Origin of the sequence: Microseira sp. BLCC-F43, assembly GCF_041929235.1 — a bacterium.
GTDB lineage: Bacteria > Cyanobacteriota > Cyanobacteriia > Cyanobacteriales > Aerosakkonemataceae > Microseira.
Genome location: NZ_JBHFNP010000209.1, coordinates 21,863 through 48,278, shown reverse-complemented (window position 1 = coordinate 48,278; position 26,416 = coordinate 21,863). Strand labels below are relative to the sequence as shown.

Sequence of the window (26,416 nt, the reverse complement as noted above, 5' to 3'; positions counted from 1 at the left end):
CAGATTTGGTTGTGGGTAATAGAGAAACCACTAGAAATCTGAAATCTGCCATCTGAAATCGGAATTTTAAATTTGAGATTTTAGATGGCAGATTAGGTTGTGGTTAATTGAAAAACCCACTAATCTGAAATCGGAAATCTGAAATCTGAAATCAAATCTGGGTTGAGAATGGGTTCTGAGTGTGTGAGGAGTACTAACGCAAGTTGCTAGTTATAAACTTTGGCGTTGCCAGCTTGCTAATTGCTAATTGCTAATCTTGGATTTTTACCAATCTCGCCATTAGCCTCGTGACCACGGCAGATCCTAGTAACGCCATTAGCCGCTCCAAGAGAGATAACTAGCAACTTGAGACTAGATGAGTAAAACTATAATTATCACTCAGATAATTTTAAATGTTGGTGCGTTACGCTATCGCTAACGCACCCTACGACTAAAATATAAAATCTGAAATCTGCAATCTGAAATCTGGCTATGGATGTTAATATATAAAATGCCTTTCAACAATTGCAACAAAAGCTTGTGACCACGACTCCTCTGCCTTCGGGTTCCCAAATCAGTGTAAACGCAAAAGAACAACGTCCAGACGCTTTGGGACGGTTTGGACGCTTCGGGGGTAAGTACGTACCCGAAACGCTCATGCCAGCGTTGAGCGAACTGGAGGCGGCTTTTGAGCAGTACTGCAATGACCAGGCGTTCCAAGAGGAATTGCAATATCTGCTGCGGGACTATGTGGGACGCCCGACGCCTTTGTACTTCGCCGAACGCTTGACGGCACATTATACCCGCCCCGATGGCACCGGGCCGCAAATTTATCTGAAACGGGAAGATCTCAACCACACGGGGGCGCATAAGATTAATAACGCCTTGGGACAGGTTTTGCTGGCGAAAAGAATGGGAAAACAGCGGATTATCGCCGAAACGGGTGCAGGTCAGCATGGCGTGGCGACGGCTACGGTGTGCGCCCGGTTTGGGTTAAACTGCGTTATTTACATGGGCGTCCACGATATGGAACGCCAAGCTTTAAACGTGTTTCGTATGCGCTTGATGGGGGCAGAAGTTCGACCCGTCGCAGCTGGGACGGGTACGCTCAAAGATGCGACTTCAGAAGCAATTCGGGATTGGGTGACGAATGTAGAAACGACTCACTATATTTTAGGGTCGGTGGCGGGTCCCCATCCTTATCCGATGATTGTGCGCGATTTTCAAGCAATTATTGGGAAGGAAACGCGCGCCCAAGCACAAGCAAAATGGAGCGGTTTACCGGATATTCTATTAGCTTGCGTCGGCGGCGGCTCGAATGCAATGGGATTGTTTCACGAATTTGTCAACGAACCTTCGGTGCGTTTAATTGGCATAGAAGCAGCAGGAGAAGGTGTCGATACGGGTAAACATGCTGCTACTCTCACTAAAGGACGAGTCGGCGTGTTGCATGGGGCGATGAGCTATTTGTTGCAAGATGAAGAAGGTCAGGTAATAGAACCCCATTCTATTAGTGCTGGGCTTGACTATCCTGGGGTAGGTCCAGAACATAGTTATCTTAAGGATATCGGGCGAGCTGAATATTACAGCATTACGGATAAAGAAGCTTTAGCCGCTTTGGAGCGTCTTTCCCGATTGGAAGGAATTATACCGGCATTGGAAACGGCGCACGCGATCGCATACCTGGAAACTCTCTGTCCCCAACTCGAAGGTAGTCCTCGCATCGTCATTAATTGTTCTGGACGCGGCGATAAAGATGTCCAAACTGTTGCTAAATTCTTTAACCAACAATCGTAGCCCAGGGGCAGAGGCGAAAATTTTGTTTTCTGTGAGATGAAACATTCCACCAGTCCCATCACCCGCCAGGGAATTACCCGCCAGGGAATCACCCGCCAGGGAATCACCCGCCAGGAAATCACCCGCCAGGAAATCACCCGCCAGGGAATCGCCCGCCAGGGAATCGCCCGCCAGGGAATTACCCGCCAGGGAATTACCCGCCAGGGAATTACCCGCCAGGGAATTACCCGCCAGGGAATTACCCGCCAGGGAATTACCCGCCAGGGAATTACCCGCCAGGGAATTACCCGCCAGGGAATAAATTCCCTGGCTAATAGCGCAAGTCCTCTAAAGAGGACTGAATTTATAGGTCTTAAGAATCCCCGCGCCTTTAGGACGGGGAGTGTCAAGCACTCAGTCCACTAAAGTGGACTTCGGCTATTAGCCCGGAAATTTATGTCCGGGCGGGTGGGGTTGTTTGCGGGCAAATTTATTTCCGGGCGGGTGGGTTTTTTTCCTTTTTACTTTTTACTTTTAGCTTTCACCAGCGGATGCGATTCTGTTGTCAGCGGGGCGAAAGATATTTTAGTGACACCGGCAACACCGATTGCCTCAGTCCCTCCGCCAAAAAATACCAATAAAACGGTTAATACAAGTCGCTATGCTGCCTTGGAAGCAGAAATCCACGCAAAAATAAACCAGTATCGCCAGTCGCAAAATTTACCGCCTTTGACCTTAGATCCGCGGATTAGCGAACAGGCGAGGTTACACAGTCAGGCAATGGCAAGTGGAAAAGCAACATTTAGCCACGATGGATTTGAAAAGCGAGTCGATGCGATCGCAAAATCAATTCCGTACCGCAGTGCAGGGGAAAACTTAGCTTATAACCAAGGATATCGCGCTCCGGTAGATCAAGCCGTTGAAGGTTGGTTAAACAGTCCCGGTCACTACAAAAATATCGTAGGGGATTTCGATTTGACCGGCGTGGGCGTCGTCAAAACTCCCCAAGGTCGGTACTATTTCACCCAAATATTTATCCGCCGTGCAAAATATGGAATTTTCTGACAATTTTCAAGTATGCGATCGCGACATTCCCGATGAGGTATTATCCGGGTATTTGCAAGCAGATGCGATCGCGGTAGATACGGAAACAATGGGACTGCTACCGATGCGGGATCGCTTGTGTCTCGTCCAACTATGCGATCCGCAAGGACAAGTGACAGCAATTCGCATCGCCAAAGGACAAACCGAAGCCCCAAATTTAAAACAATTAATGGCAGCAACTTCGGTGGAAAAAGTATTTCACTTCGCCCGCTTTGATGTGGCGATGTTACGCCATCATTTGGGTATTCAAGTTGCACCGATATTTTGTACAAAAATAGCGAGTAAATTAGCCAGAACCTACACCCCACGCCACGGTTTAAAAGAGGTAGTACAAGAGTTAGAAAAAGTAGAACTGGATAAATCTGCTCAAAGTTCCGATTGGGGAAATCCAGTTAACCTTTCAGACGAACAACTCCGCTACGCCGCCAACGATGTCCGCTACTTACTAAGCGTGCAAAAAAAGTTAATTGAAATGTTAAAACGCGAAGAAAGATGGGAACTCGCCCAGCAGTGTTTTCAATGTTTGCCAGTAATAGTTTCCCTAGACTTACTGCAATATAAAGATATTTTTGAACATTAATTGGTAATGGGTAATGGGTAATTGGTAATAGGTAATGGGATTTTTATATTCTTACCAATTACCAATTCCCAATTCCCAATTTTCCCTTGAGTATCAATCATTACAGAAAATATTGACATACTCCCCCTGATTTATCTGGGGGATTCAAAAAGGTTGTTCCGCAGCAGGTTGAAACCGTGCTGCGGAACCTTTTCTTCTTGTTTCTGGGCTGCTTAACTAGACGTTTTGACTAAAGCCTTGCGTCAGAGCCAGACCGCCTCCACAAGCATTTTGTTTAACCTTCAGGATGTGCTACTCCCCAAACGGATCGCAATGAAAGTTTTATGGAACATTTACTCTACACTTTCGTGCAATACCCGTGCAGGTCGCGTCACCGTTACTGATTTCTAGGTTGATATTTGTAAGGACGATCCATGATGGGGCTCTTGCTTCCCGGTAATAGTTAGTGCGGTTTAACCCTCTTACAATTGTATCACAAATTAAGCCAAAGGAAACAAAAGGATAAATCCTTTTTGTCGCTTTCATCCACCGCTTAAAAGACGGGGCTTCTCAGCTTCTATGATGGTTTGGTAGAAGACCCCGTTCTAAAATACAGTGGCGGTAACAACCGTATCCACTGGATAACCGAATGCTTTCCAAGCTGGAAGACCACCTTTGAGTTCAGATACGTTGAGATATCCAGCTTGGCGCAGCTTAGTTGCTGCTCTTGCTGAATCTTCGTCGGTATCGCCGTAAACGTAAATATCCCTCATCAGTTCCAGACTTGACAAGGCACGTTCAACTAATTCGTTCATCGGCATGGGAATCGCGCCGGTGATGTGACTGATGTTGAAATCTGTGCGATCGCGTACATCAACAATAGTCAGCGCCGGATCTCCCCAGTCGAGTCGCATTTTCAAGTCATAAACAAGCGATCGCGCCTTCAAAGGTGGAGGCGTGGGAATTAAACTAAGCAATCCTTTCATTAGTCTTTTTAACCTTGGATCGGGTTAAGCGCAATGTAACAAGTAATTTCCCAAATAGCAAATTTTTATTTAGCAAACCTTGACATAAGAGGCAAGCTGTGAATCAAAGTCCGGCTGCAAGTGGCGAAATAAAGTAGAGGGCAACCCCAAAAAGATTGCCCCCAGTGGCAATCCCGCTATCTATTGGCGACGCATAGTTGCAATAGCAAGCCGTGTCATAACCCGTTTTAAAGGGTTTTGTAGGGGCAAGGCTGACACTAACAAAGAGTTTGTACCCAAAGGTTGTATGATGCCGTGCCCCTACTGATATCGTTTCCTTAGGCATCAGAATTACGACCTGTAGGGGCAATTAGCAATTAGCAATTAGCAATTAGCAATTAGCAATTACCAAGAAAGGCCGATCATTCCGATGCAACAGGATTTGATATGAATCTACTTCGCTTGCTCCCTGAGCTTTTTCTCAGTAGCGAGGCGGGATAAGATATTATATTCACCGGCATCGGGAGGCGTCAGCGCTTCCATAACGCCTTCGGTGGGGCCGCCAATAGCTTTCCAAGCAGGCAAACCGCCTTTGAGTTCTGCCACGTTATAGAACCCAGCATCGCGCAGCTGGTTGGCAGCTTGAGCGGTCTCGTCGTCGCTGTCGGCGTAGACGTAGATATCGCGGTTGAGGGGAAGCGCGGGTTTAGCGCGGTCTACGAGTTCGTCGATAGGCATAGGCATTGCACCCATGATGTGACCGTTGTTGAAGGTGTCGCGATCGCGTACATCAAGAATGGTAAAACCAGGTTCGCCCCATTCCAAACGCGCTTTCAGGTCGTTTGCAGAAGATTGCGGTTTGAATCCTGGAGGGGTAGGAGTAATGTTCGGTAGCTTGTCTTTAATCGTTAAAATGGCCTCTGACACCTTATCGCCAGATTGGTGATAGTCCTCTTTTAGCTTATCCTTGACATTTTCCATGCCAAGAGAAACACTTTCTTTTGCTTGTTGAACTTTATCTTCCATGTCCATGAGTTTATACCGTCTTACACCACCAGTAAATCTAACAAGGCTTTTGTGTCCTACTTATCTTTCTTGGGAAAGAACGTTTAAAAGATGCATCTTTTGATAGAGTTCTTATACGTCCTCAGACAGAGTTGAGTTACCAATTTAGATCGCCGTTTTCTAAACATATTATGTTCGACCGCATCCAAACCCTACCCGCAGAAGTGGTGCATCTGATCGCCGCCGGTGAAGTGATTGATTCTTTAGCTGCCGTTGTACGAGAATTAGTAGAAAATGCCATAGATGCAAAGGCAACGCGCATAGTTGTTTCCCTATGGCCCGAACAATGGCGCGTGCGGGTAGCAGATAATGGCAATGGCATGGAGTTAGAAGACTTGCGACTCGCAGCAACTGCCCACAGCACCAGTAAAATTCGTCGCTGCGAAGATTTGTGGAAAATTACCAGTTTGGGGTTTCGCGGCGAAGCATTGCACAGTTTAGCTCAGTTGGCAGAATTAGAAATAGCTAGTCGGGCGATCCCCCCCGTTCCCCCCCTTACCAAGGGGGCGATCCCCCCCGCTCCCCCCCTTGGCAAGGGGGCGATCCCCCCCGCTCCCCCCCTTGGCAAGGGGGGGTTAGGGGGGGGATCGGGTTGGCGAATTGTTTACGATAGTTTGGGGGAACCAGTATTAGAAGAAACCGTTGCGATCGCACCCGGTACAGTTGTCAACGCATCTAATTTATTCGGCACTTGGACAGTGCGGCGACAAGGGTTACCTTCCCCCGCCCAACAATTAAAAGCGGTACAAAATATCATCCAGCAAATTGCCCTGTGCCATCCTCAAATTACCTGGCAAGTGCAACAAAATGACCGCCCCTGGTTTACGATTAGTCCCGGAACAACAGCCCAACAAATTCTGCCTCAATTTGTCCGCGATATTAAAATAGGCGACTTACAGCATTTGAACGCTGAACTATCTCTTCCATTACCAATTACCAATCACCCATTACCAATTACCAATCCCCAGCATATAGAATTAGTTTTAGGATTGCCAGATCGATGCCATCGCCGCCGTCCGGATTGGGTGCGAGTCGCAACCAATGGCAGAATGGTAAAAGCGCCGGAATTAGAACAAACAATTTTGGCATCGTTTCAGCGGACATTGCCGCGCGATCGCTTCCCGGTTTGTTTCCTGCACCTGCAAATTTCTCCCGACCAAATAGACTGGAATCGCCATCCTGCCAAAGCCGAAATTTACTTGCACCAACTGAGTTATTGGCAAGAAGAAATTACTAAAGCAGTGGGAGTTGCATTGCGTATCAATTCAGAAACCCTTTCAGAAACCGCGCATCAAGGGCGCATAGGACAACTGATTAAAGCATCAGAAGCAAGCAGCGGTTATAACGTTAGTCGCGAGATTCAACCAACCGTCAACCAAAACGAAATCGCACCGCTGAAACTGCGGGCAGTAGCGCAAGTGAATAATACTTATATTGTGGCAGAACATAGCAATGGGGTATTGTTAATCGAGCAACATATAGCCCACGAACGGGTATTGTATGAAGAGTTATGCGATCGCTGGCAACTCGTGCGTTTAGAACCTGCGATCGTCCTGCAAAACCTCTCACCCGCGCAACTAGAACAACTACAACACATCGGCCTAGAGGTAGAATCTTTTGGTCAAGGATTGTGGGCTTCCCGCACCGCCCCAGCACTCCTCGCCCAACGAAATGACTGTGCAGCTGCACTCTTAGAACTTAGTTTAGGCGGCGACTTGCAAGCCGCACAAGTTGCAACAGCTTGTCGCAGTGCCATCCGCAACGGCACACCCCTTACCTTGAGTGAAATGCAAACATTAATCGACCAATGGCAACGCACCCGCCATCCCCGCACCTGTCCCCACGGACGCCCGATTTATTTATCTTTAGAAGAATCTGCCCTATCCCGTTTCTTCCGCCGTCATTGGGTAATCGGTAAAAGCCACGGGATATGAAAACAGTTGTCACGATAAAATTGAGATGTCATTGATTGCTGTTATATCTTCACGGTGAAAACATGACTGAATTACTTCAACGTGTTATTGAAAAAATTCAAAAACTGCCAAACGAGATCCAAGATGCGATCGCAGCGCGCCTTCTAGCCGATTTAGAAGATGAGCAAGCTTGGGCAACGCGCTTTGAAGCAACAACAGATCAACAGTGGGATCTTATTGCTGAAATGGTGCGAAAGGAAATTGCTGACGGCGAAACAGTTCCACTCGATGATGTTTTTCCAGTTTGAACAATGAAATCAAGTGTAACCAAGGGATTCCGTAAGCTACTTAATCAACTACCCGCATCAGTGCAAGAGCAAGCAGCTAAAGCATATGCTCTCTGGCGCGAAGATCCCTATCATACTAGCCTTCAGTTTAAAAGAGTTAGTCAACGACAACCAATTTATTCTGCTCGTGTGAGTATTAATTATAGAGTTTTGGGTTTGTTGGAGCCAGAAGACCACATCTACTGGTTTTGGATTGGCACACATAATGAGTACGATGAGTTGCTTAAACGGTTGTAAGCGTTGGAGTATTACCAATCCCAGATCCAAAAGCCAGACTTCACCAGGTTTAGGGTTCATCTAATAAATCCAACACTTCTTGCTCGACAACTCTTGAACGCAGAATATCCAGCGCATCCTGGTCTGCCATTTCGATAATGTATGCTATGTATTGCCGCACTTGTTCCGCAATATCGGGATTCCACTGGCGCAATTTCGTCTCTAGTTGCTCCACTAAAGCATCCATTAATACCTCCACCATTTCTCATAGTAGTGTCTATTCCCTCTTAAGCCCCCCAAGGCATTGGGGGTTGGGGGGGATCGATGCCTAAATCCTGCCCATATTATCACTTGAGCGATGACTTAAGCTGCTGCTGAATTTTATCGTTAATAATTTCCTTTCCTTGCCCCGGATTGTTCGGGCTAACCTTAATAAAATTCACCTCATCTTGGCTGTTAAATTTTTTGTTATTATCAGAATCCTTCATAACCCGCATAAAAATAATATCGCGATTCTTGTCATATTTCCAACCGCTCAATTGGGCATTCGACGGAGTGATTCGCTGAATGTTTTTACCAGATATATCGGCTAAATAACCAACCGCAGCATCATTCCAATCAAATTTTTCATCTCCGTTGGTATCGGTTTCTATCAGACGCAAGAATAAAACCTTTCTAGCTGGTTTATCCTTCTCTTTTTTCAATTCTAAGAACTCCCATTGAGATATAACAGCTTTCTTGTTTAACAAAAGATGAGATTGCCCCGTTTTTAAACTATGAAAAACCATATTGACAGGAACAGCACCCTTGCCGCGATATTCGGAAGAAGAATCTTGACTCAAAAGACCTTTGTTCCCCGCAACTTGTACAGGAATCATAATATATTCAGGTGAAGCGTCAACGATTTCACCATAAATAAGTTCGGTGTCTTCCTCCTGTGCCTGCGCTGTCCGATTTAATCGGTTTTCCCAAATAGGGCTACAAGCTAAAGCTAAAGTAGCTAGTAAAACAGATGTCGCTATTGTGGAAAAAATCTTCACGTTCATAAAACCTCCAAAATCTAAAATTTCACTGACTTTGCCAGATAAATATCCGGCTTACCTATTCCATTGGCATCCGGCATCACGCCTACGATTGCAAAACCGCATTTTTGGTAAAATTCGTAAGGATGACCGTGCAAGTTTTTGATATTAGTAACATGTTCCCACACATTGGAATAGAGATTTACACCCGCCAGAGTTGTCATATTATTTTCATCATCAGTGCCAACCCAAAGCGTGATGCCGCCGCGTTCCCTCACTTGTGCTTCTAAATCAAATACCAGTGCTTTTCCGATTCCCTTGCGCCGAGAATCCTCACGCACGACGAGTGGATGGAGTTCCCATACATTCCCATTGTATTGGCTAATGCCGCCAATCCATCCTAAAATATCACCATTATCATTAACTGCAACTCGGCTAATTCTATCTGCACCAAAAGATTCTTTTACCTCTTGTAACGCGCTATCTAGGGAAGGCCAAGCATCAGGCCAATTTTGTTGAAAGCTTTCTACAAGCAACTTGGCAACCTGTATAATGGCTTTTTCGTCATCAGGACAAAGATCGATGATTTTCATAGCTAAAATCTAAAATGCAACAAAAACTCCTTGCAACAACACTCCTGTTAACGTCACTCTACTTAGCTACACCAGCAACAGCAGCGAATCCAGAACACATCAAAAAATTGCTAGAAACGAATCAATGTCAAAAATGCGACCTGAAGAATGCCAACTTGAGCGGTAAAAACCTCACCGGCGCAGATCTGAGCAGTGCTATTTTAACAGGAGCGAATTTAGAGGGAACAAACTTGAGGGGCGCAAAGCTAAAAAGTGCAGATCTCCAGCAAACTGTCCTCAGAAGTGCCATCTTAGAATCCGCCGATTTGGAAGATGCTAGAATGCGGGGGGCGATGATGCGAGACGCAAAACTTAGAGGCGCTAACCTCAAACGTGCCAGACTCCGGGGGGCGAGACTCCGAGGTGCAGACTTGCGAGAAACAAGGTTGATTGCTACCTTATTGCTCGAAGCTGTTTTAATCGAAGCTAATCTCAGCGGTGCGGATATGCGGGGTGCAAATTTAACAACTGCTAACCTCAACAAAGCACGTTTAGAAACCGCTAATTTAGAAAGTGCCAACCTCACGAATGCGAATTTAACCGAGTCTTATTTAGGCGATACGACTTGGCGGGGCGCTATTTTAACCGGCGCGAACCTCGTAGGTGCTAACTTGATGAATGCGAGCTTACTTACAGCTAAACTAAATAACGCTAAACTCAACAATACCAACTTGCAAGGCGTTAGCTTAAATAATGCCGACTTAAGCGGTGCCAATTTAGAAAATGCCGACTTAACTAAAGCTGTTCTGACAATGGCTAACTTAACTCGTGCCAACTTAACGGGTGCAAAGTTGATAAATGCCTATCTATTTACGGCAAATTTAGACAGTGCCAACCTGAGCAATGCAAATCTAACGGGTGCTAATTTGGAAAATGCCAATTTGAGAAATGCCACTCTTACCAATAGCGATTTGAGTAGTGCGATTTTGAAAAATGCTAACTTAACCCAGGCTAATTTAACGGGTGCGATTATCAGAGATACGGACTTAAGAGGCACTGGATTGGGCTTGCCTAACGACTGAAGTCGCGGCTACACAAACAAAGACCGCCTGCGCGGTCTATAAAGGGTATGAGAAACCGGGTTTGTTTCACAAACCGGGTTTCTGTAAATAATCGGTTAAGCTAGAGACAAGTTTCTAATTGCAGGCGATCGCGCGACTTCCCAATTACGCGATCGCTTCTTTCTTCCCACAACCGTAGAATTACTGAGCAGGTGCTACAGCAGCACCCACTTTGCCAGCAATTGCCTGCAATGCATTCCGATTTCCCAACAGCAATTGGTTATTTTGCTGCACCATGTTACCGCTGAGTTGGGGAGGTGCGGGCAGTTGCACGCCCAACTTTTGCGCGATCGCTCGCACAATTTGCCGATTTCCCAACAGCAGCTCGTGGTTTTGCGTCGCCAAGTCGCCGCCACCGGGACCAGGGACGTTAGGCACTGTAGCGCCTACCTTTTTGGCAATACTCATAAAAGTAGCGCGATTTTGCAAGATTAATTGCTGGTTCACTTGCAGCGGGTTACCACCGCTGGGAGTTTCACTGTTGCTGACTGCTGCGCCTACTTTGGTGGCAATATTCCTGGCAGTTTGACCATTTTGTAATAGCAGTCCTCGGTTTTGCTGAATCAGTGCTTGATCGCCAGCTTGGGCAATTAACGTGGAATTTACCCCTGATTGCGCTTGAGTGTTGGATGCTTGTGCAATCGCGCTAACGCTACCAAACAACCCCGTTGCCAACAGAGTAGCACTTACACCCAAAATTAACTTATTCATCTTCATCCTTCTCCGGCTTAGATTTTTGTCTCGACCGCGCTCTCTAGTTCAAGCCGGTCATCTATCCTTGGGAAGATTAACTTGTTAATTTTGGGTAATTTTGTAAATTTTATCACATTTTTTGGCTCAAAATGCAAAAAATGCACAACTTAGTTGCGATTTTCGCGAGGGGAAGTGAAATCAGATGCCCGACTTGTTCGAGAAGTCGGGCATCTGGACTTGACCAACGTCTGCTATCGGCCCAAGATGGAGCATGACTAAATAGCTAAATAACCCAAGTTGCTAGTTATAACTATCGTGGGTTGCTCGCATTGCTAATCGCTAATTGCTAATTGCTGATGGGAATATTTTTCGGTTCTACCATTAGCCATTATCTATTAGCCATTAGCCATTAGCCATTAGCTATTAGCCATTAGCTATTAGCCATTAGCCATAGTCAAGCTCACTCGCTTGGTTGAAGGTTGAGGCATTCATGACGATAGCAATTGCAGGACTTACAAAGAAACAAAGGGCGATCCGAAAAATCCTTGGGAAAGGCAACCAGAGATATGCATACCCGACGCTGAGCGAACGACGGTCTTCACCTTTGTTTCTGGCAACGCCCTTGCGTAAGTCCTGGAGTTTTTAGCAGATTATTTACTTCACCATAAAAATAGACATAACTTTCCTACCTCAGTTCGTTAAGCACTGAGTAAAACAATCGTATTCCAACAATGGAAGAAAGCTAAAACATATCAAAAGTTAGCTGGCAAAAAGCGAAAATTAGATCGGTATGCTAAGTCTCAAAACCGGAGAATTGTCAACGGGGTTTTGAGACATGGTAAGCAGATTAAAACCGAAAATATATCGGTGACCCCCAGGCAGAAACGCTATGATAAAGCTATTTCTGCTAAGTCTCCCGGTTTTGTTCAGTCTGAATTAGCTCGATCTTGCTGTAAGTGCTGGCGGACAAAATATCTGCGTTTTCTACTTGACTTACTGCACTGTCGCAAACCCATTTGACTGGTGAACGTATCAAGAACAAACTGTCATGCACCGCGCTCTTTTCGCTGCTTACCTGAATAGACATGTCAATGACGATACGCTTCTATTGCAGGATGCTATTAATCAGTCAGGACTTAGGCAAAGAATATAAGGTGATGCGAAAAATCGTTGGTTTGGTTGTGAGAGATCAAAGAAGAAACCGGGTTTCTTTTCTCGTCGTGCGTAAGTCCTGCTTAGAGCGAGGATTGCCTCAAGTCTGAACTTTTCAAACAACCTCTGAAGTCGATATTGTTTTTATCCAAGTTCTGGAGCTATATTTTATATAAAAAATTAGGCTTCTCAGATACTGATCTACAAATAATCCTACGATTATTCCTATATAACCAACACCCATGAAATTTATACAAATATAAGCACTCAAGATTCCAACTAGGCTCGTTAATGCATCGATATACAATACAAATCCTGTATCTCCATCACTTTTTAAGATTCCATAACCGAAGGTAATATTTAGGACTCGTGCAGGTTGAATAAAGCCAAAATATATTAAGAAAATACCCGCTAATTTGATTATTTCACCATCCACCTTGGGGAAAACTAAACTGAGAAAATAATTATTTGAAATCAACATGTATAAAGGCAAGAGAATTAGCGACACTGCCAGGGACAATTTGATGATAGTCTGACACAGCTTCAGGAGATTGTCGATACTTCCTCTGCCTATCTCATTTCCTGAAAGATTAAGTCCAGCCACTCCCAATCCATAGGTCAACATAATCAAAGACGTTTCGATTGTAGAAGTCATTTGAAATGATATCAAAGTAGTTTCCGAGACATTAGTCAAAAGATATATGTAAGCAAATTCTGTGGTGGACAGGATCGTTTCTCCCAGACCCACAGGGATAGTTATTTTTACTAATTCATCTAAAAAATTGAAAGTTTCCCTCTCAAATAAATGTGCGCCTTCTTTAATATTCAGGTAATTTCTTTTTGCTAAAGTTATCAAGATAGCTACCACGGCTAAACATTTGGAAAATAGTGTTGCATAAGCAGCGCCTTCTACTCCCAGTCCAGTTAGCGAACCAACACCATAAGTTAATAAATAAGTGGTTGCGGTATTAAGAAAGAGTGCTATTAAACTTAGTATTAATGGCGTTTTAGCATCCCCAGTTGCCCTCAATATACATGCACATATCACATAAACCATGTTTAAAGGTATGATGAACACGGCGATATCAAAATAAAGCGTGGTATATGTAAGTAAAGACTCGGAAGCGCCAAACGATGAAAATAAATAGTTTTTAAATAAGTATAATATAAAAGTTGGTATCAAGTAAAAAATAAATCCAAATAAAATGATATTTAGGGACGCTCTAGATATTTTTTCCTCATCTGATTGCCCATGATATTGAGAAATTAATATGGAAGCTCCAATGCCGATACTCTCAAATATTATTAGTACCAGTGCCAATATTTTACTGGCGAGATTGACCCCTCCCAATTGAAAATCTCCCAGTCCGGCAACGATTACTGAGTCAACAAAAACAAATAGGGTTTGAAGAAATACTTCCGCACTTGCCGGTATGGCAAGTGCGGCTATTGTACTTATATAGGAATTTTCTACCTGAAGTACGGCAAGGGGACTCGCACTAGAGTTGGCAGACTCACCAGCAGAACCATCACTGCCAACTGATAAATTGTCCAATAGGGCATCCTTGTTGTTAGAAAACATATTCATAGCTGTCGTCGTTACTTGTGTACGGTTTGTAAATATTTCGGGTGCATGTCAAACTTCTGAGTAGGTAATTACAGCTATGTTGCTCGAACGGTAGCTGACTTTAAGGAAAGCCTCTACCAAAGCCAAGGCTGGCAGTAGTACCTTGCCCATGAACCCCAAGCTTATCGGATATTTAGAAGCCTATAATCCACCTGAGGTACTATTGTTTCCAGGGCGGGGTGGAGACAAGGCAGAGGGCAGGAGACTTTTATGCATTTTATACATAAGGTAGGAAAGCCAATTGACAAGATTCTGGGATTATCGATCTTATGCGCTCCCCGTGACGCTCCTACACCTTCCTCACGGGTAGGTGTAGGCTTCTGGGGCACACGACGGGATCTTTTTTGAGGTTTTGCAGATATTTCTTCTGGCTGTAGTAATTTGGTTTATGCCGCAATTCCGGCAGGTGAGTTACTAACGGACAAGCGTTAACAGGAGAGCGGTTATACTCTTACCAATCAAACCTGTCACCTAATTGGCGGTTAAACCAGTACTGGCAAATTCTCAACCATAGATTGAGTTCTAGCTTTTGCTTTGTTGTTGGCACTGCGTACTATAATTTGTCTTCCATGGGAATATTATAAGAGAATATTTGATGTAATACAAGTGGGTATTGGTTAATATTTTTTGGTTGCCAAGAAACAACGAATAACGATTGAAATTGTAAAAATTGGGGGCATCGTAGGCGAAGCGAACTCGTGGGAGTACCCCCAATTTTTACCCGCATTGCTTCAGGCGATTTCGCAAAGAGCGTCCGAAACGTAAGCCGCCGTCTGACGCTTTGATCCCCCCGGGGGGATCGGAGGATCCGGCGGGGATTAGCTGAATTTTTTCAGTGGGGGATTGCAACGCTTGCTCCCTATCGATCGCCATCGATGCAGCTCAAAAAATTCACATTCAACTGCCCTCCTCCTACGCAAAAAAACAAAGGGCGATCCGAAAAATCGTGGGTTTAGAGTCGCGAGATTGACGCATCACCTTTGTTTTTGGCCCCCTGCGTAAGTCCTGATTCATCTCCGGTGAAATTCCTCAAGCATCTCGTGGATAAACTAAGCACACAGCGGCAGTTGGCATGAAATCCGTTAAAGCTCTTTTTCCATATAAAATGGTTGTCCGAGTATAAACCAACCTCTTTTCTGATAAAACTCGACTACTTGTTCGTTATCTTCTACTACAAACAATATCGCTCTGTTTATTCCTCTGGCTTTCAGTTTTCCTTCAGCTTCATCCATTAATTTATTGCCTAAGCCTTTCCTCCTGTAATCGGGATGAACTCCCAGGTGGTAAATCAAAGAACGCCAAGGGTCGTAAAGAATATAAACAGTTCCTATTAATCTTCCCCGAGCTTCAGCTACCAGAATAGATTCTGGATCGTACTGGATTTTTTTTTGGATAATCTCTCTTTTATCTAGAATTTCATCATAAATTCCTATGTCTTTCAATAATTGTTCGTATTGAGGAAAATCAGCATCCTGATAATAACGTATTTGTATACCCATCTCTTCTGACTCGTAATCCGACAGCCCCATAACCACAACAATCCTATCTACTAAGAGACCATTTATAAAGTAAATCTTTAAACGACAAGACGAGGTAGCATAATACGAGTCATCACAGCATATATAACGCAAGTTGCTGGTTATAAACAAGGGGGTTGCTAATTGCTAATTGCTAATTGCTAATAGAGGATTTTTACCAATCTCGCCATTAGCCTCGTGACCACGGCAGAGCCTAGTAACGCCATTAGCCGCTGTGAGAGAGATAACTAGCAACTTGAGTTATATAGCAGCTGCGCTCATTTCCGGTAGACGCTCGTAATCGTACCCTTGTTGGAACTGATTGACTTTTGTAAATCAGACAAAGCTAGAATCAGGGTTTCAGACATAAAGAAATAATTCGCCAACAGTATCAGGATTTTCATATTACACCTGAAAACAAACAATCAATCAACTAATAACACAACACCTTGAAAGGGCTGGTCCTCAGAATATTTCTTTCCTCAATAACTTTTGGCAACACAAACTTTATGGGTTTGGTTTCTTCCCCATGACAAAAATAGTTTCCACATCCAGCCAAAGACCTCTGTCTGTCTTGAGTTTCTCGATTTCTGCCAAATGTTCTGCTTTGAACTGCTCTAATTTCTCCTCTGAGATTTGCAACAGCTCAATCCGAAAGCCACTATTCCAAAGCATCTCCCACCACTCGTTTGTGTTATCTAGATAGTAGCCTAGTTGCTTAGTCTGGATTTCGATGTCCTCAAACCCTGCCGTATGCATGAGGTTAAGACATGCTTCTGGTGTGTCAAGCAATCCACATGCGGATGGAATTTGGACACCATAATTTTTGACTTGTGCATAGAATATTTTATCCATTGGCTGGAAAGCAGTCTCACCAAAATTGGAAAATGCGACTATTCCACCTGGCTGGGTGACACGCTGCCATTCCCGCAATCCACCTAGCATATCAAGCAAAAAGAAAATGCCTGACGCACAGATTACAGCATCAAAGCTATTGTCGCTGAAGCTCAGTTTTTCTGCATCTTCCTGTCGTAGCTCAATATTAGTTATCTCTGCTGTCTTAATCTTTTGCTGTGCTTGTGCCAGCATATCTTGGGAAAGATCGATCCCAACAACTTGACCTGTAGAGCTAACTTTACTGGCGATAGCGATCGCTGCCGTTCCCGTCCCTGTAGCAATATCCAGCACCTTTTGCCCATTTTGTAACTTTGCCAATTCCACAAGTTGCTGGGCACAGTTTCTCAGGTGCCGCAGTGCCGGTCTGTCGTAGCCTGCTGCCGCTAGATTAAAACCATATGTTACCTGCTGTTTATGTTCATTTAGCTGAGCTGTATTGGTCATAGAAATCTCCCTGAGCGATCGAGATATAAGGTGGTGGATAATTCCCTTTTGGTTGTGTTGTAAAAACTGGCAATACTTTGGTAAAAGTTTTGAGGATTGAGCAATTCTAACATCAGTGGGTAAGGTACTAACCTCTGCGCCATCGCCCATAAAGGCCGAGGGGTTTCCTCTAGAAATTCCCTCGGCTGACTGCTGGGTTATTGACTTTTATTATATTTCCGTGTTCATTATCGCTTCTACAAGTGTTTTCCCATTTTGTGACAGCGTTATCGACTCGCTTGACTCATCAATCGAAAGCAATTCTCTTCGTTCTAAATCTCGGAATACTTTACCCCAGTGGCCTTTTAAGAGATTGCTGTGTGGAAAGCGATTGACATGATAGGAGTTGAATACTGGCTGGCAGGTAGAAAGCGATTTTCTGAGCGAACTTGCCTCCTGCGAGCTTTGATCGTAGCCTTTAACGGTAAGCGGTATTTTTCCCTCCTCAATGGCTGCTTGGTAAAACTTGGGATTCACTTCCACAACTCCACTTGCTTTGGAACAGTGGGAACTGCCCCCCAGACCGATGCCAATTTCAACGTTTTGTTTATTTTGATCTACCTGAAGGGATTTCCACCTTTCCGGTCCCGTTGCTTTTTTTTGAAAATACATGGTCGGATACTCTGATCTGTCATCTTGAGCAAAGAGTTTCACCGCCAATTCTCTCATTTGGTATTGCTCACCTAATGTAGGCCAACGCAAACCTTTCAAAGTTAATTTCTCCCGATACTCGCTGTTTTGCCATTTGGCAGGTGAGATGCCAGATATAGCTGTACCTGTCTTCTCGTAGGCGCCTAGATGGAGTTTGGTCGTCACCACTGTATCAAACTTATACTCCAAGGCTGTTTTAACATCTTTCTCAAAATCCGATATAGTTTGGTTGACTAAACCATAGATCAGATCGCCTGTGATTCTCTCAAAGCCTATTTTACGGGCATTCAAGAGCGTATCTATTGCTTGTTGCCCTGAATGGCCACGTCCTGACAAACTAATCAATTCATCATTAAAACTTTGTATTCCGTATGAGATCTTTCTACAGCCCTTTTCATATAAAAACTCGAGCATCTCTTGATTCAGGCTGTCTGGACTTCCTTCTACGCGAATAGTTGAGTTCTGGGTAAAGTTAAAGTTTTCTTTGTATAAATCAATTAATCGACCCAACTCCTCCATAGGTATTTGTGTGGGTGTTCCTCCAAACAGGCAAAATTCACCGATTGGTGCCGTTTTTAATTTGGGAATCTTTTGTTGCCATAACATGGCTTCTTTAATGTTATAGTCCACCCAACTCTTCGCTCTATATTTTGCATTGGCTGGATCGCTTGATTGCAACACCACGGGGAACTGGCAATAATAGCATTTGTAATTGCACAAAGGAATATACGCCCATAAAAACAGTTCTTCTCCTTTTTCCAATTCCTCATTTACATAGAAATGAAAATCCGATACCTCCAATGCAGTTGTCCCCGGATAATGATGTGCGCCAAAAGGATCTTCGGTGATGTAGTTGTACAATTTTACATTTTCTTCTCTGTTCAGCAGCTCCACAACCTTGGCTGGTGGATAATTAGGATCGAATGTATTGAGAGATTTCAAGGCTTGAGAGCAATTCGCTTGATTAGACACTGCTTCCATTTTGCAACGATCTCCTATGATGTGAGTTACATTGTTTGTCTGTTGTTTGTCTGTTACCTGAATTATACAAGCACTTCCGCTTCTGACCGCAAAAGTATGTCCCTAGATGCCATCTTATCTAAACAAGACAGGTGGTTTGGGAATAATTCAAGTAATTTTTGTTGAAAAGTGATGGTAGATATTTTTTTAATACCCACCTGATAGTTATAGTTAGCTATTTCACGGCACTTCCTCTCATCTCTCAGCAAATTGTTGACTTCATTAATGTACTCATGCGATGGTAAATCATCCTTATCCTTCGACACCTCAAGCAGATTTGTCTTATAAGTATCTACTCCGTAGACACTATCGTAAAGTTCATAATTTGTGCTGATAAAGGGAATTTTGGAGGCGATCGCTTCCCCTGGCGGGTTTCCATAGCCATCGTACCCAAATGCTGTCAGAAACGAACTCAATTGACTGTCAGCCATCAGATCTCCGATGCCATATTTACTTTTTCCCACATCGGCGATTTTGAAATAATTTTCTAAAGTTTTTAATCCATCACCAAATATAATTTTATCTTCCACGTTCAGAGCCTGAGACATTTTCTTTAATCTTTCGTACTCCTGCCTGTCTTCATTATTTTTGCCAGCTATGAACAGGTAGACTTCTTTTTCTTTTGATTCCCGCTGCTGATTTAGCATTCCTGTGATATAAATGTCTCTATCTATTCTTTTTTGCCTGATCAGCCTTGTGGAGCGGGCAATCACGATTGCGTCATGCGGTATATTATAGTCTTTCCTGAATTTCCAGTTCTTACTTAACTTCTGCGAAAAATTAAAGCAATTGGGTAATACATGAAAATCAGTATCTTTAGACCAACTCATCATTTTTTTCTTAGCCGCATCATGCAATACAACATGATGTATATATTTTTGACCTACAGGTTTAACAGCAATTTTTATGGCTCGCTCCCCGTATTTATCCACCTCGCTAAACCACATCAAATCATGATCTCTCCAGAACGCATACTTTCCTAAATTTCTTTGCTCTCCATACTTGATTATTGCTTTATAAACTGCTTTTGTGAAAATAATGTTCTCTGGTAGAGTTCCATTCTCTACAATCACTATTTCCACATTTAATGAATACCATTTCTCTATTAATAATTGAGCAATGGATTCAGAAATCTCTTCTACTAAGCGCCAATCTTGAGAATTATAAGCCAAATCTGAATCTTGGCAAATAGCACTCAGAAGCTTTTCTACCAGACTAGGATTATATTCAGGTATTTTGCTTAGACTTGAAAGACGCTCTAAATTTATCCAGTCTGGCAAGTACTCGATTTCCTGTGTATAGGGAATGAAAAAATTCCCTTTGTCTGCTTTAATATCATAACCTAAGTCCAGGTAAATTTTATATCCACTTTTTTGAAAATACCTGGTCAACTTAATATATTCTGCCGTGACTCCAGAAATACAAACTCCATCAAAAGAAATACCATACACCGACTTATATTTCATCGTATTCATAGCTTGAGCTTTCATTTTTTTCCCCTTTACATGGTTGTGTTTATTTTTGTTGACTTGCTGAGCTACTGATTTCTTTTGTTTCTTAGGTTTCTTGAAAAACTTTGTCAAAAAATCTTCCATGACTTACGCAAAAAAACAAAGGGCGAATCTGAAAAATCGTGGGTTGACAGTCGCGAGATTGACGCAACACCTTTGTTTTTGGACCTGCGTGCTAGAGTCCTGCCCTAATAACAATTCAGCCACAAATTGCTGATGAACTACCCCACCTCAATTGACGGGGTTTCTGATTCCCCGGCAACCTTGGATTTTGCCCCAGTTGCCGCACCCTTGCCAGTATGCTTGCGCTTACTTGTCGAATTGGTAGAGCTAAGACATCCGTAGTCTACGAGGTTAGTTCAATGCCCCGGTTGCGAAGAGAGTTGCAACATTATATAAAAGCATTGCACAGCCTCTGTCACGAGGGGTTTCAAATCTGCATTCATCACAAACACGATCGCGGTTTGATCGCTCTGCCCAATCTTTGTGAATTGTTCCACAATTAGGGCAGCGCTGTCATGGTTTTATTTGTTTTGTAGGTTGCATCAACCATCGTATAGGGTTAATGCCGTCTCCTTTCCTAAATCAAAAGCTACTATTGATTCTAGCTTCAGCTCCGACCCGGAACCGAATTTAGTTTCCGGCGTAGGAACTTCAATCGTCAACGATGCACACCACTGGTTTCTACCCCGCCTGTAAACAATAGTCAAGGTAGTAGTAACGCCCCATTGTTTTGCTTCACCGCGCATCCTAATGGTGATGCCCAGATCGTTTAAGGTAACGCTTCCATGCCTGCCTTTGCTGTTTATTATCCAGCCATATGTAGCTGGATAATTCCACCCGCAGTAGTCGCTAATCGACTTAAACTTAGGTTTCTTTCTTAATCCTTGAAATCATCCTCCATAGGCTAAATCAACGCGCTTGACTGTGGCTTGCATTGCTTGTGAATGCATCTTATCGAACTCAATCCATTCTTTTTTGAATGCAGGTAAACACTTCTGCTGTTCAAAATCACTAACGGTTTTTTTTGTCCGAGCGAAACTAATACCGACGATGAGGAACACAAGCATTATAAATACACGCATTGTTTCTACGTGCCTCTAACAGCTTATTTGCTGCTTGTTCGGTTACATTCCAAATGTCTGCCTTTTTATTACCATGTGTTGCTCACCTCCTTTACTTTTTTGCCTAACTCAATCAATCACTGGAATACTCTAACATGGTCTCTTTGCCTTAGCAAATATTTTACAAAATTTTACGTTAGCGCCTGCTTATTTCATGATTTTTTTTTCTTAAACATATAAAATATCTATTCAGAATAGGTCACTCAGGTATAGGGGAAAAATTAGGGGCTAAGAATCCCTAATTTTTCCCCTGCTATCCATCCCCACCGCACAGGCAGATGGGGAATTCCGCAGGGTTTGTTAACCATACCTAAAAGCGATTATTGATGGCTAAACTTCATTCCACTGACGAACGCAAAGATTCGTAAAATTCTAGCGGTTTTCCTTCGGATGAGGTACGACTCAATATGCAGGATGTTGCTCTCACCCAGTTTCAAATTCCAGGTGTACCTCACTCAGTCGCAAAGCTCTATAAAAGAAGCTTTCTTACTTCTCAAACATTCTCCAAGACGTGTTACAAACTTTTGCAGTCATTTACCAGTTATTAGGCAACGTCATGGATTGCCTAACAACCTTTCCTCCTCCTCTGATTAGAAGGTTATGAATCGAAGCTTTGATGCTTTATATAGCACTTTCAGCTGATTGGCGAGCGCGGGATGTGGCACAGCCTTACTTACTCCCAAAGATATCGAACAAGAAACTCTAGCAGCGATAGGAAACAAGGGACGTACAGGTGAGCTATTTCACCCATGAAACTGCACTTCCATCATGTTGAGTTTAAGATTAGCAGGAAAAATTCATGAATGCAATTCATAAATTTTAGTATACCTCATATCTGGCACCTGGAAACATGAATGTCAAAACCTTAACTCCGTACTTGATTAATCATTCGTTCCAAGTCAAGTAAAAAGAGAAACTATCTGATTGTTGTACAAAAACATGTCTTGTTTTATACATCATTTTGCTAAATTTTTGATAAAAATAATATAAGTAAAGATAATCAATCAGTCAAAAAGGTAAGGGCAACTCTTGCAGCAAAACATGGTTCTGGTGGTAGCCACGCACTGCCCCAAATGACTCTGGCTTTCTGGGCTAGTGGTTCTGGAGATTCTAGTTGCCGTGCTGGATGCATGGCGAAGCCAAAGCCTCCGGCGGCGAGGAAAATCCAGACTAGTTTACGGACGGCTTCCCTCTGTTGGGTAGTAACTGTGCCAGCGGCGTTGTTGATAGTCCACCATTCGGGACGGTGCGTTGACGGGTGCAGGCTTGATTTTGGACTTGCTGGCAGTAGATGATGGAAGCATCAAGTTGACCGCTGATGCTGATGGCAGCTGCTAGCATTCCGATAGAAAAAGGCCGAATCATTAAGGTTTTGGGGCTGATAGCGGGACTTAAACAAATATCAAGCCCAAATCGGGTTTGGCTACATTGATTCATCACCTTCAGGCGGCGCTGATTTACCCCTGGGACTGACCAGGGCGCTTCCGTCAAAAAATGATGTAATCGGTGGTAAGTCATTCCCACAGCGTTAGAAGCGATTTGAGACAAGTTTTTTCCTTCACTTTCCCCTAATAATCCGCTTATATAGTTCCTAAACTCCCTTTTTTGGGCTTGATGCGTCGAGGAGTGCATTCCTGAGTTTGTTGGAATGGGTGTGCTGGAAACGAGGCGTATTCTTCATGCGCGTCAATCCGAATGGCACGTCCCAAACCTGTCCACATTGCGGCGCAACGGTGCGTAAGCCCCTCGGAGAGAGGGAGCATCATTGTCCTGAATGTGGTTATCAGACTCATCGAGATCATGCCGCTGCTGAGATGGTATTGTTGCGTGGACTCAATCTAGTACCCGTGGACAATCGGGGAACGGAAACTGCCTGTGCAGGCGTACTACCGGGGTCGGAAACGGCTAGGCAAGTGCCGAAAGCCCGTAAGGGAGCAACCAGGAAGCCTAAGTAGTGATTCTGAGGAATCCCCATCCCTCTATAGGGTGGGGAGGATGTCAAAAGTAACTCAGACAAAAATTCCCAGCATCATCTACTCTAGCTAGAAACCCGGTTTCTACAAAGAAACCGGGTTTTTTCTGTTAAGCTAGAGAGCTTTCTGGATTGCTTCTGAATACAGCTTTTTAGGTTTCAAACCGGCGATACGTTCCACGACTATTGCCCCTTTAAACAAAACAACGGTAGGCGCACTCCGCACACCCAATTCAATCGCCAGATCCGGGTCTTCTGTCATATCGATTGTTACCAGATGAATCTTTCCAATATGGTCAGTCACCAACTGCTCTAATACTGGCGTCAGGGTTTCGCAAGAGGGGCAGTGGGGTGCGACGAATTTAACCAGGATGGGGGTTTCAGAATCATGGATCAATTGTTTAAGAGCGTGTCCTTGGTAAGCAGCACAAAAGATCTCGTTTGTGGAGTCTGACATTTTTCTGTCTCCTAGTTGGTTGATAAATTATGGTTTATGCTGCGTTAGGAATTGCCAGGGGCTGTTGCTCTGCCAACCAGCGCTCGGCTTCTAGTGCTGCCATACAGCCGGTTCCAGCTGCTGTAATCGCTTGTCTGTAATGAGAGTCTTGCACATCTCCAGCTGCCCAAACCCCTGGAATATTTGTGGCGGTACTCTTGGCTTCAGTTTGAATGTAACCAGACCGATCCAGGTTCAGTTGATCTTGAAATAGTTGGGTATTTGGGGTGTGTCCGATCGCATAAAACAAGCCATTCACTGGCAACTCAGAAACAGCTCCCGCGATCGCATCCTGAATCAGAATCCAGCGCAACACCTCATCTCCGTGGACGCTGAGGGGTAAGCAGTTCCAGTGAATTTGAATTCGATCGTGGTTGAAAAGTCGATCCTGCATGGTTTTGGATGCTCGCAGGCGATCGCGCCGTACCAGCAGGTGAACTTTGCGGGCATATTTCGTCAGGTACAAAGCTTCTTCAGCAGCAGAGTCACCCCCGCCAACTACGGCAACCTCGGCATCGTGGAACAATGGATTTGCCCCATCGCAGATTGCACAGGCAGAAATACCATTGTTCCAAAACGTTTCCTCACCGGGAAGATGCAGCCGTTTGGCAGTTGCGCCGGTACAGATGATGACGGCGTGGGTTTGAATCTCTTGTTCCGCAGAAGCGATCGCAAACGGGCGCTGCTTAAAATCGACCCTAACCACATCATCAGTAATCAATTGGGCACCCCAGCGCAACGCCTGTTGGCGCATCTGACGCATTAACGAAGGTCCGGTGATTCCTTCGGGAAAACCGGGGAAGTTTTCCACATCTGTTGTAATCATTAACTGACCACCCGGAATACCCCCTGCTTCAAATCCTTCAAAAACAACAGGTTTGAGTTGGGCACGTGCGGCATAAATTGCAGCCGTATAGCCCGCTGGACCAGAGCCAATAATCACCAAATTTTCTACCAGCATCGACCTAACCTCCCAAAAACCATCGAGTGCCAGTAAATAGGTAGTACACCCCAGTCAGAATCAGTGCCAGACTGCCAAAGCGAATAATCCCCTCGGAATGTTTCAACAACTGGTTGCTTTGTTTCGCCAGTCCGGTAAACAAACTCGCCAGAAAAATCAGGATGGTATACCCCAAGGCGTAGCTAACCATCGTCAGCGTGCCTAAAATTTGAGAACCCGTCGCCGCCGCTGCCGCCAGCACCGCAAACAACACCGGACTGGCACAAGGAGAACTCACCAAGGCAAAGGTCAACCCCACTCCATAAGGTCCAGCCTGGGGTAGATTCACATCCATTTGCGGTAAGGGCAACTTCACCACCCCCATCAACCACAAACCCATCACAGCCATAATCAAACCCACGACGATGTTGATATAGCCTCGGTAGTCCACCATGACCGCGCCAGCGAAGGATGAGACTAAACCAAACAAACTCAAAATCGTCACTGCCCCCAGGACAAACAAGCCAGCCTTGGTAAAAGCATCCCAACGAGATTTAATTTTCAGCGTGCCGATGTAACTAAGGTTGACTGGCAACAATGCCAAAATACAAGGAGATACGCTGGCAATTAACCCGCCAACAAATGCCAAAGGCAACAATACAAATGGATTTGCCTTGTCCTGTTGGTCAAACCACTGCTGATAATTGTTTTCGACGATAGAAATGACTCGTTCAATGGGATGACTGATTACCGGACCCAAGGTTAGAACCAGAACCAGAGATAGCAATCCCAATCCACCGTAAATTAGCCATTTTTTTGACGCTTTAGAACGTCGGGAAGCGGTATTCTCAGTTGATGACTGAGGTATTCGTGTCATGAAATTCTCCTTAATGAATTGGTAATTGGTAATTGGTAATTGGTAATTGCTCCTACGCGCAGTAATTCCGATGCAACCGTAAACGATCGGGACTATATGTAGGGTGCGTTAGCGATCGCGTAACGCACCATGAAACTAATTTTTTGCCAGAGCAGCGTCGAGTATTTTGGTGTAGTCAGCCTTATTGGGATTATTTTTGAACATCGCTAAAATGTTGCCAGTAGCTGGGTCAACAATAGCCACGGTGCTAGTTTGACTCTTGGTAGTTTCCAGGAATTGCCCCAGACCTAATTTTTTGGCGTTGGCTGCTGTTTCTTGGAGCTTGGCTTGATCTGTTACATCTAAAACGACAAAGTTGACTTTATCGGAGTATTCCTGTTTCAATTGCGACAGCGTAGGAGCAATATTCTGGCAGCCCGGACACCAGCTAGCAAACACATCTACTACGACTGGTTTACCCTGAAGTTCTTTAGCCAATGGACCTCCTACAGATTTAGCTTTAGATGCACAAGGATTGACTTTAGATGCACAAGGATTTGCTTTTGAAGCGCAAGGATTGGCTTTAGATGCACAGGGATTTGCCTTAACTTCTGTTCCGGTATTACTAGGTGTGTTGGTTGTCGCCGCATCGGGGTTTGAACAACTAGCAACCGCTCCGAGACTCAGGATCGAGACAATTACCAGTACAGAGAGATATTGAATCTTCATGTCATTAATTCCTCAAGAAACTGTAAATTTTTGCTGGTTCTGCAATACTTGAGTGCAAACCCTGAAGAGACAATGGGTAATGGGTAATGGGTAATTGGTAATTGGTAAT

General features: G+C 44.2%; 27 protein-coding genes and 1 pseudogene. 10 read left to right on the top strand and 18 right to left on the bottom strand.

What is annotated here, in order from left to right; genetic code table 11:
• Nucleotides 1–519 precede the first annotated feature (519 nt).
• The 4 genes from trpB to ACE1CM_RS28680 are packed head-to-tail and all read left to right on the top strand — an operon-like array spanning nt 520 to nt 3,439.
• Nucleotides 520–1,776 carry a tryptophan synthase subunit beta gene (gene trpB / locus ACE1CM_RS28695; protein WP_374882267.1) on the top strand — a complete coding sequence of 419 codons (1,257 nt, stop codon included), beginning with the start codon at nt 520–522 and terminating at the stop codon, nt 1,774–1,776.
• A gap of 36 nt (nt 1,777–1,812) precedes the next feature.
• Entirely contained in the window at nt 1,813–2,181 is a 369-nt protein-coding gene (locus tag ACE1CM_RS28690) for a hypothetical protein (RefSeq protein WP_374882266.1), read from the top strand.
• Nucleotides 2,182–2,211: 30 nt separating this feature from the next.
• A complete protein-coding gene (locus ACE1CM_RS28685) occupies nt 2,212–2,820 on the top strand; it encodes a CAP domain-containing protein (protein ID WP_374882265.1) in 609 nt (202 codons plus the stop codon).
• On the top strand, nt 2,807–3,439 hold the full coding sequence (locus ACE1CM_RS28680) for a ribonuclease D (RefSeq protein WP_374882264.1): 633 nt from the start codon (nt 2,807–2,809) through the stop codon (nt 3,437–3,439). Before ACE1CM_RS28685 ends, ACE1CM_RS28680 begins: the two co-directional genes overlap by 14 nt.
• A gap of 584 nt (nt 3,440–4,023) precedes the next feature.
• Here ACE1CM_RS28680 and ACE1CM_RS28675 read toward each other — a convergent pair.
• Together ACE1CM_RS28675 and ACE1CM_RS28670 are read right to left on the bottom strand one after the other, a co-directional pair.
• A complete protein-coding gene (locus ACE1CM_RS28675) occupies nt 4,024–4,404 on the bottom strand; it encodes a rhodanese-like domain-containing protein (protein WP_374882263.1) in 381 nt (126 codons plus the stop codon).
• 432 nt (nt 4,405–4,836) lie between these two features.
• Nucleotides 4,837–5,415, bottom strand: coding sequence for a rhodanese-like domain-containing protein (locus tag ACE1CM_RS28670; protein ID WP_374882262.1), 579 nt, complete (start codon nt 5,413–5,415; stop codon nt 4,837–4,839).
• Between the two features lie 164 nt (nt 5,416–5,579).
• On the opposite strand from ACE1CM_RS28670, the gene mutL reads away from it, so the two are divergent.
• The 3 genes from mutL (at nt 5,580) to ACE1CM_RS28655 (ending at nt 7,945) form a co-directional block, all read left to right on the top strand.
• Nucleotides 5,580–7,382: a DNA mismatch repair endonuclease MutL gene (mutL, locus tag ACE1CM_RS28665; protein ID WP_374882261.1), complete on the top strand. Its 1,803-nt coding sequence runs from the start codon at nt 5,580–5,582 to the stop codon at nt 7,380–7,382.
• A 62-nt stretch (nt 7,383–7,444) separates the two neighbouring features.
• Entirely contained in the window at nt 7,445–7,669 is a 225-nt protein-coding gene (locus tag ACE1CM_RS28660) for a hypothetical protein (protein WP_374882260.1), read from the top strand.
• A 3-nt stretch (nt 7,670–7,672) separates the two neighbouring features.
• Entirely contained in the window at nt 7,673–7,945 is a 273-nt protein-coding gene (locus tag ACE1CM_RS28655; RefSeq protein WP_374882259.1) for a hypothetical protein, read from the top strand.
• Between the two features lie 49 nt (nt 7,946–7,994).
• Here ACE1CM_RS28655 and ACE1CM_RS28650 read toward each other — a convergent pair whose 3' ends face one another.
• From ACE1CM_RS28650 to ACE1CM_RS28640, 3 genes are all read right to left on the bottom strand, one after another.
• Nucleotides 7,995–8,171 carry a hypothetical protein gene (locus ACE1CM_RS28650; RefSeq protein ID WP_374882258.1) on the bottom strand — a complete coding sequence of 59 codons (177 nt, stop codon included), beginning with the start codon at nt 8,169–8,171 and terminating at the stop codon, nt 7,995–7,997.
• 100 nt (nt 8,172–8,271) lie between these two features.
• Entirely contained in the window at nt 8,272–8,970 is a 699-nt protein-coding gene (locus ACE1CM_RS28645) for a hypothetical protein (protein ID WP_374882257.1), read from the bottom strand.
• 14 nt (nt 8,971–8,984) lie between these two features.
• Nucleotides 8,985–9,539 carry a GNAT family N-acetyltransferase gene (locus tag ACE1CM_RS28640; RefSeq protein ID WP_374882256.1) on the bottom strand — a complete coding sequence of 185 codons (555 nt, stop codon included), beginning with the start codon at nt 9,537–9,539 and terminating at the stop codon, nt 8,985–8,987.
• A 14-nt stretch (nt 9,540–9,553) separates the two neighbouring features.
• On the opposite strand from ACE1CM_RS28640, the gene ACE1CM_RS28635 reads away from it, so the two are divergent.
• Entirely contained in the window at nt 9,554–10,600 is a 1,047-nt protein-coding gene (locus ACE1CM_RS28635) for a pentapeptide repeat-containing protein (RefSeq protein ID WP_374882255.1), read from the top strand.
• 180 nt (nt 10,601–10,780) lie between these two features.
• Here ACE1CM_RS28635 and ACE1CM_RS28630 read toward each other — a convergent pair whose 3' ends face one another.
• The gene (locus tag ACE1CM_RS28630; protein WP_374882254.1) at nt 10,781–11,350 is read right to left on the bottom strand and encodes a hypothetical protein; all 570 of its coding nucleotides are present in this window, start codon (nt 11,348–11,350) and stop codon (nt 10,781–10,783) included.
• Nucleotides 11,351–11,822: 472 nt separating this feature from the next.
• Between ACE1CM_RS28630 and ACE1CM_RS28625 the strand changes: the two genes are divergently transcribed.
• Entirely contained in the window at nt 11,823–11,978 is a 156-nt protein-coding gene (locus tag ACE1CM_RS28625; protein WP_374882253.1) for a hypothetical protein, read from the top strand.
• 621 nt (nt 11,979–12,599) lie between these two features.
• Here ACE1CM_RS28625 and ACE1CM_RS28620 read toward each other — a convergent pair.
• The 8 genes and pseudogenes from ACE1CM_RS28620 to ACE1CM_RS28585 all read right to left on the bottom strand — a co-directional run.
• A complete protein-coding gene (locus ACE1CM_RS28620) occupies nt 12,600–14,072 on the bottom strand; it encodes an MATE family efflux transporter (protein ID WP_374882252.1) in 1,473 nt (490 codons plus the stop codon).
• Nucleotides 14,073–15,193: 1,121 nt separating this feature from the next.
• Entirely contained in the window at nt 15,194–15,640 is a 447-nt protein-coding gene (locus tag ACE1CM_RS28615) for a GNAT family N-acetyltransferase (RefSeq protein WP_374882251.1), read from the bottom strand.
• A 495-nt stretch (nt 15,641–16,135) separates the two neighbouring features.
• A complete protein-coding gene (locus ACE1CM_RS28610) occupies nt 16,136–16,969 on the bottom strand; it encodes a class I SAM-dependent methyltransferase (RefSeq protein ID WP_374882250.1) in 834 nt (277 codons plus the stop codon).
• A 210-nt stretch (nt 16,970–17,179) separates the two neighbouring features.
• Nucleotides 17,180–18,640, bottom strand: coding sequence for a radical SAM protein (locus ACE1CM_RS28605; RefSeq protein WP_374882249.1), 1,461 nt, complete (start codon nt 18,638–18,640; stop codon nt 17,180–17,182).
• A gap of 62 nt (nt 18,641–18,702) precedes the next feature.
• Nucleotides 18,703–20,274, bottom strand: coding sequence for a glycosyltransferase (locus ACE1CM_RS28600; RefSeq protein ID WP_374882248.1), 1,572 nt, complete (start codon nt 20,272–20,274; stop codon nt 18,703–18,705).
• 461 nt (nt 20,275–20,735) lie between these two features.
• Nucleotides 20,736–20,939 (bottom strand): hypothetical protein, encoded by a 204-nt coding sequence (locus ACE1CM_RS28595; protein ID WP_374882247.1) that lies wholly within the window; start codon nt 20,937–20,939, stop codon nt 20,736–20,738.
• Nucleotides 20,940–21,083: 144 nt separating this feature from the next.
• Nucleotides 21,084–21,275: a hypothetical protein gene (locus tag ACE1CM_RS28590; protein ID WP_374882246.1), complete on the bottom strand. Its 192-nt coding sequence runs from the start codon at nt 21,273–21,275 to the stop codon at nt 21,084–21,086.
• Nucleotides 21,276–22,727: 1,452 nt separating this feature from the next.
• Nucleotides 22,728–22,934 (bottom strand): annotated as a pseudogene (locus tag ACE1CM_RS28585) (transposase); the annotation flags it as partial.
• Between the two features lie 59 nt (nt 22,935–22,993).
• On the opposite strand from ACE1CM_RS28585, the gene ACE1CM_RS28580 reads away from it, so the two are divergent.
• On the top strand, nt 22,994–23,269 hold the full coding sequence (locus ACE1CM_RS28580) for a zinc ribbon domain-containing protein (protein WP_374882245.1): 276 nt from the start codon (nt 22,994–22,996) through the stop codon (nt 23,267–23,269).
• A 132-nt stretch (nt 23,270–23,401) separates the two neighbouring features.
• Here the strand turns inward: ACE1CM_RS28580 and ACE1CM_RS28575 are convergent, their stop codons facing one another.
• The 4 genes from ACE1CM_RS28575 to ACE1CM_RS28560 all read right to left on the bottom strand — a co-directional run bounded on the left by ACE1CM_RS28575 (nt 23,402) and on the right by ACE1CM_RS28560 (nt 26,307).
• Nucleotides 23,402–23,743 (bottom strand): thioredoxin family protein, encoded by a 342-nt coding sequence (locus ACE1CM_RS28575; RefSeq protein ID WP_374882244.1) that lies wholly within the window; start codon nt 23,741–23,743, stop codon nt 23,402–23,404.
• Nucleotides 23,744–23,777: 34 nt separating this feature from the next.
• Complete coding sequence (gene trxB / locus ACE1CM_RS28570) at nt 23,778–24,743, bottom strand: thioredoxin-disulfide reductase (protein WP_374882243.1); 966 nt, start codon at nt 24,741–24,743, stop codon at nt 23,778–23,780.
• Nucleotides 24,744–24,747: 4 nt separating this feature from the next.
• Nucleotides 24,748–25,599: a cytochrome c biogenesis protein CcdA gene (locus ACE1CM_RS28565; protein WP_374882242.1), complete on the bottom strand. Its 852-nt coding sequence runs from the start codon at nt 25,597–25,599 to the stop codon at nt 24,748–24,750.
• 135 nt (nt 25,600–25,734) lie between these two features.
• The gene (locus ACE1CM_RS28560) at nt 25,735–26,307 is read right to left on the bottom strand and encodes a TlpA family protein disulfide reductase (RefSeq protein WP_374882241.1); all 573 of its coding nucleotides are present in this window, start codon (nt 26,305–26,307) and stop codon (nt 25,735–25,737) included.
• Nucleotides 26,308–26,416 lie beyond the last annotated feature (109 nt).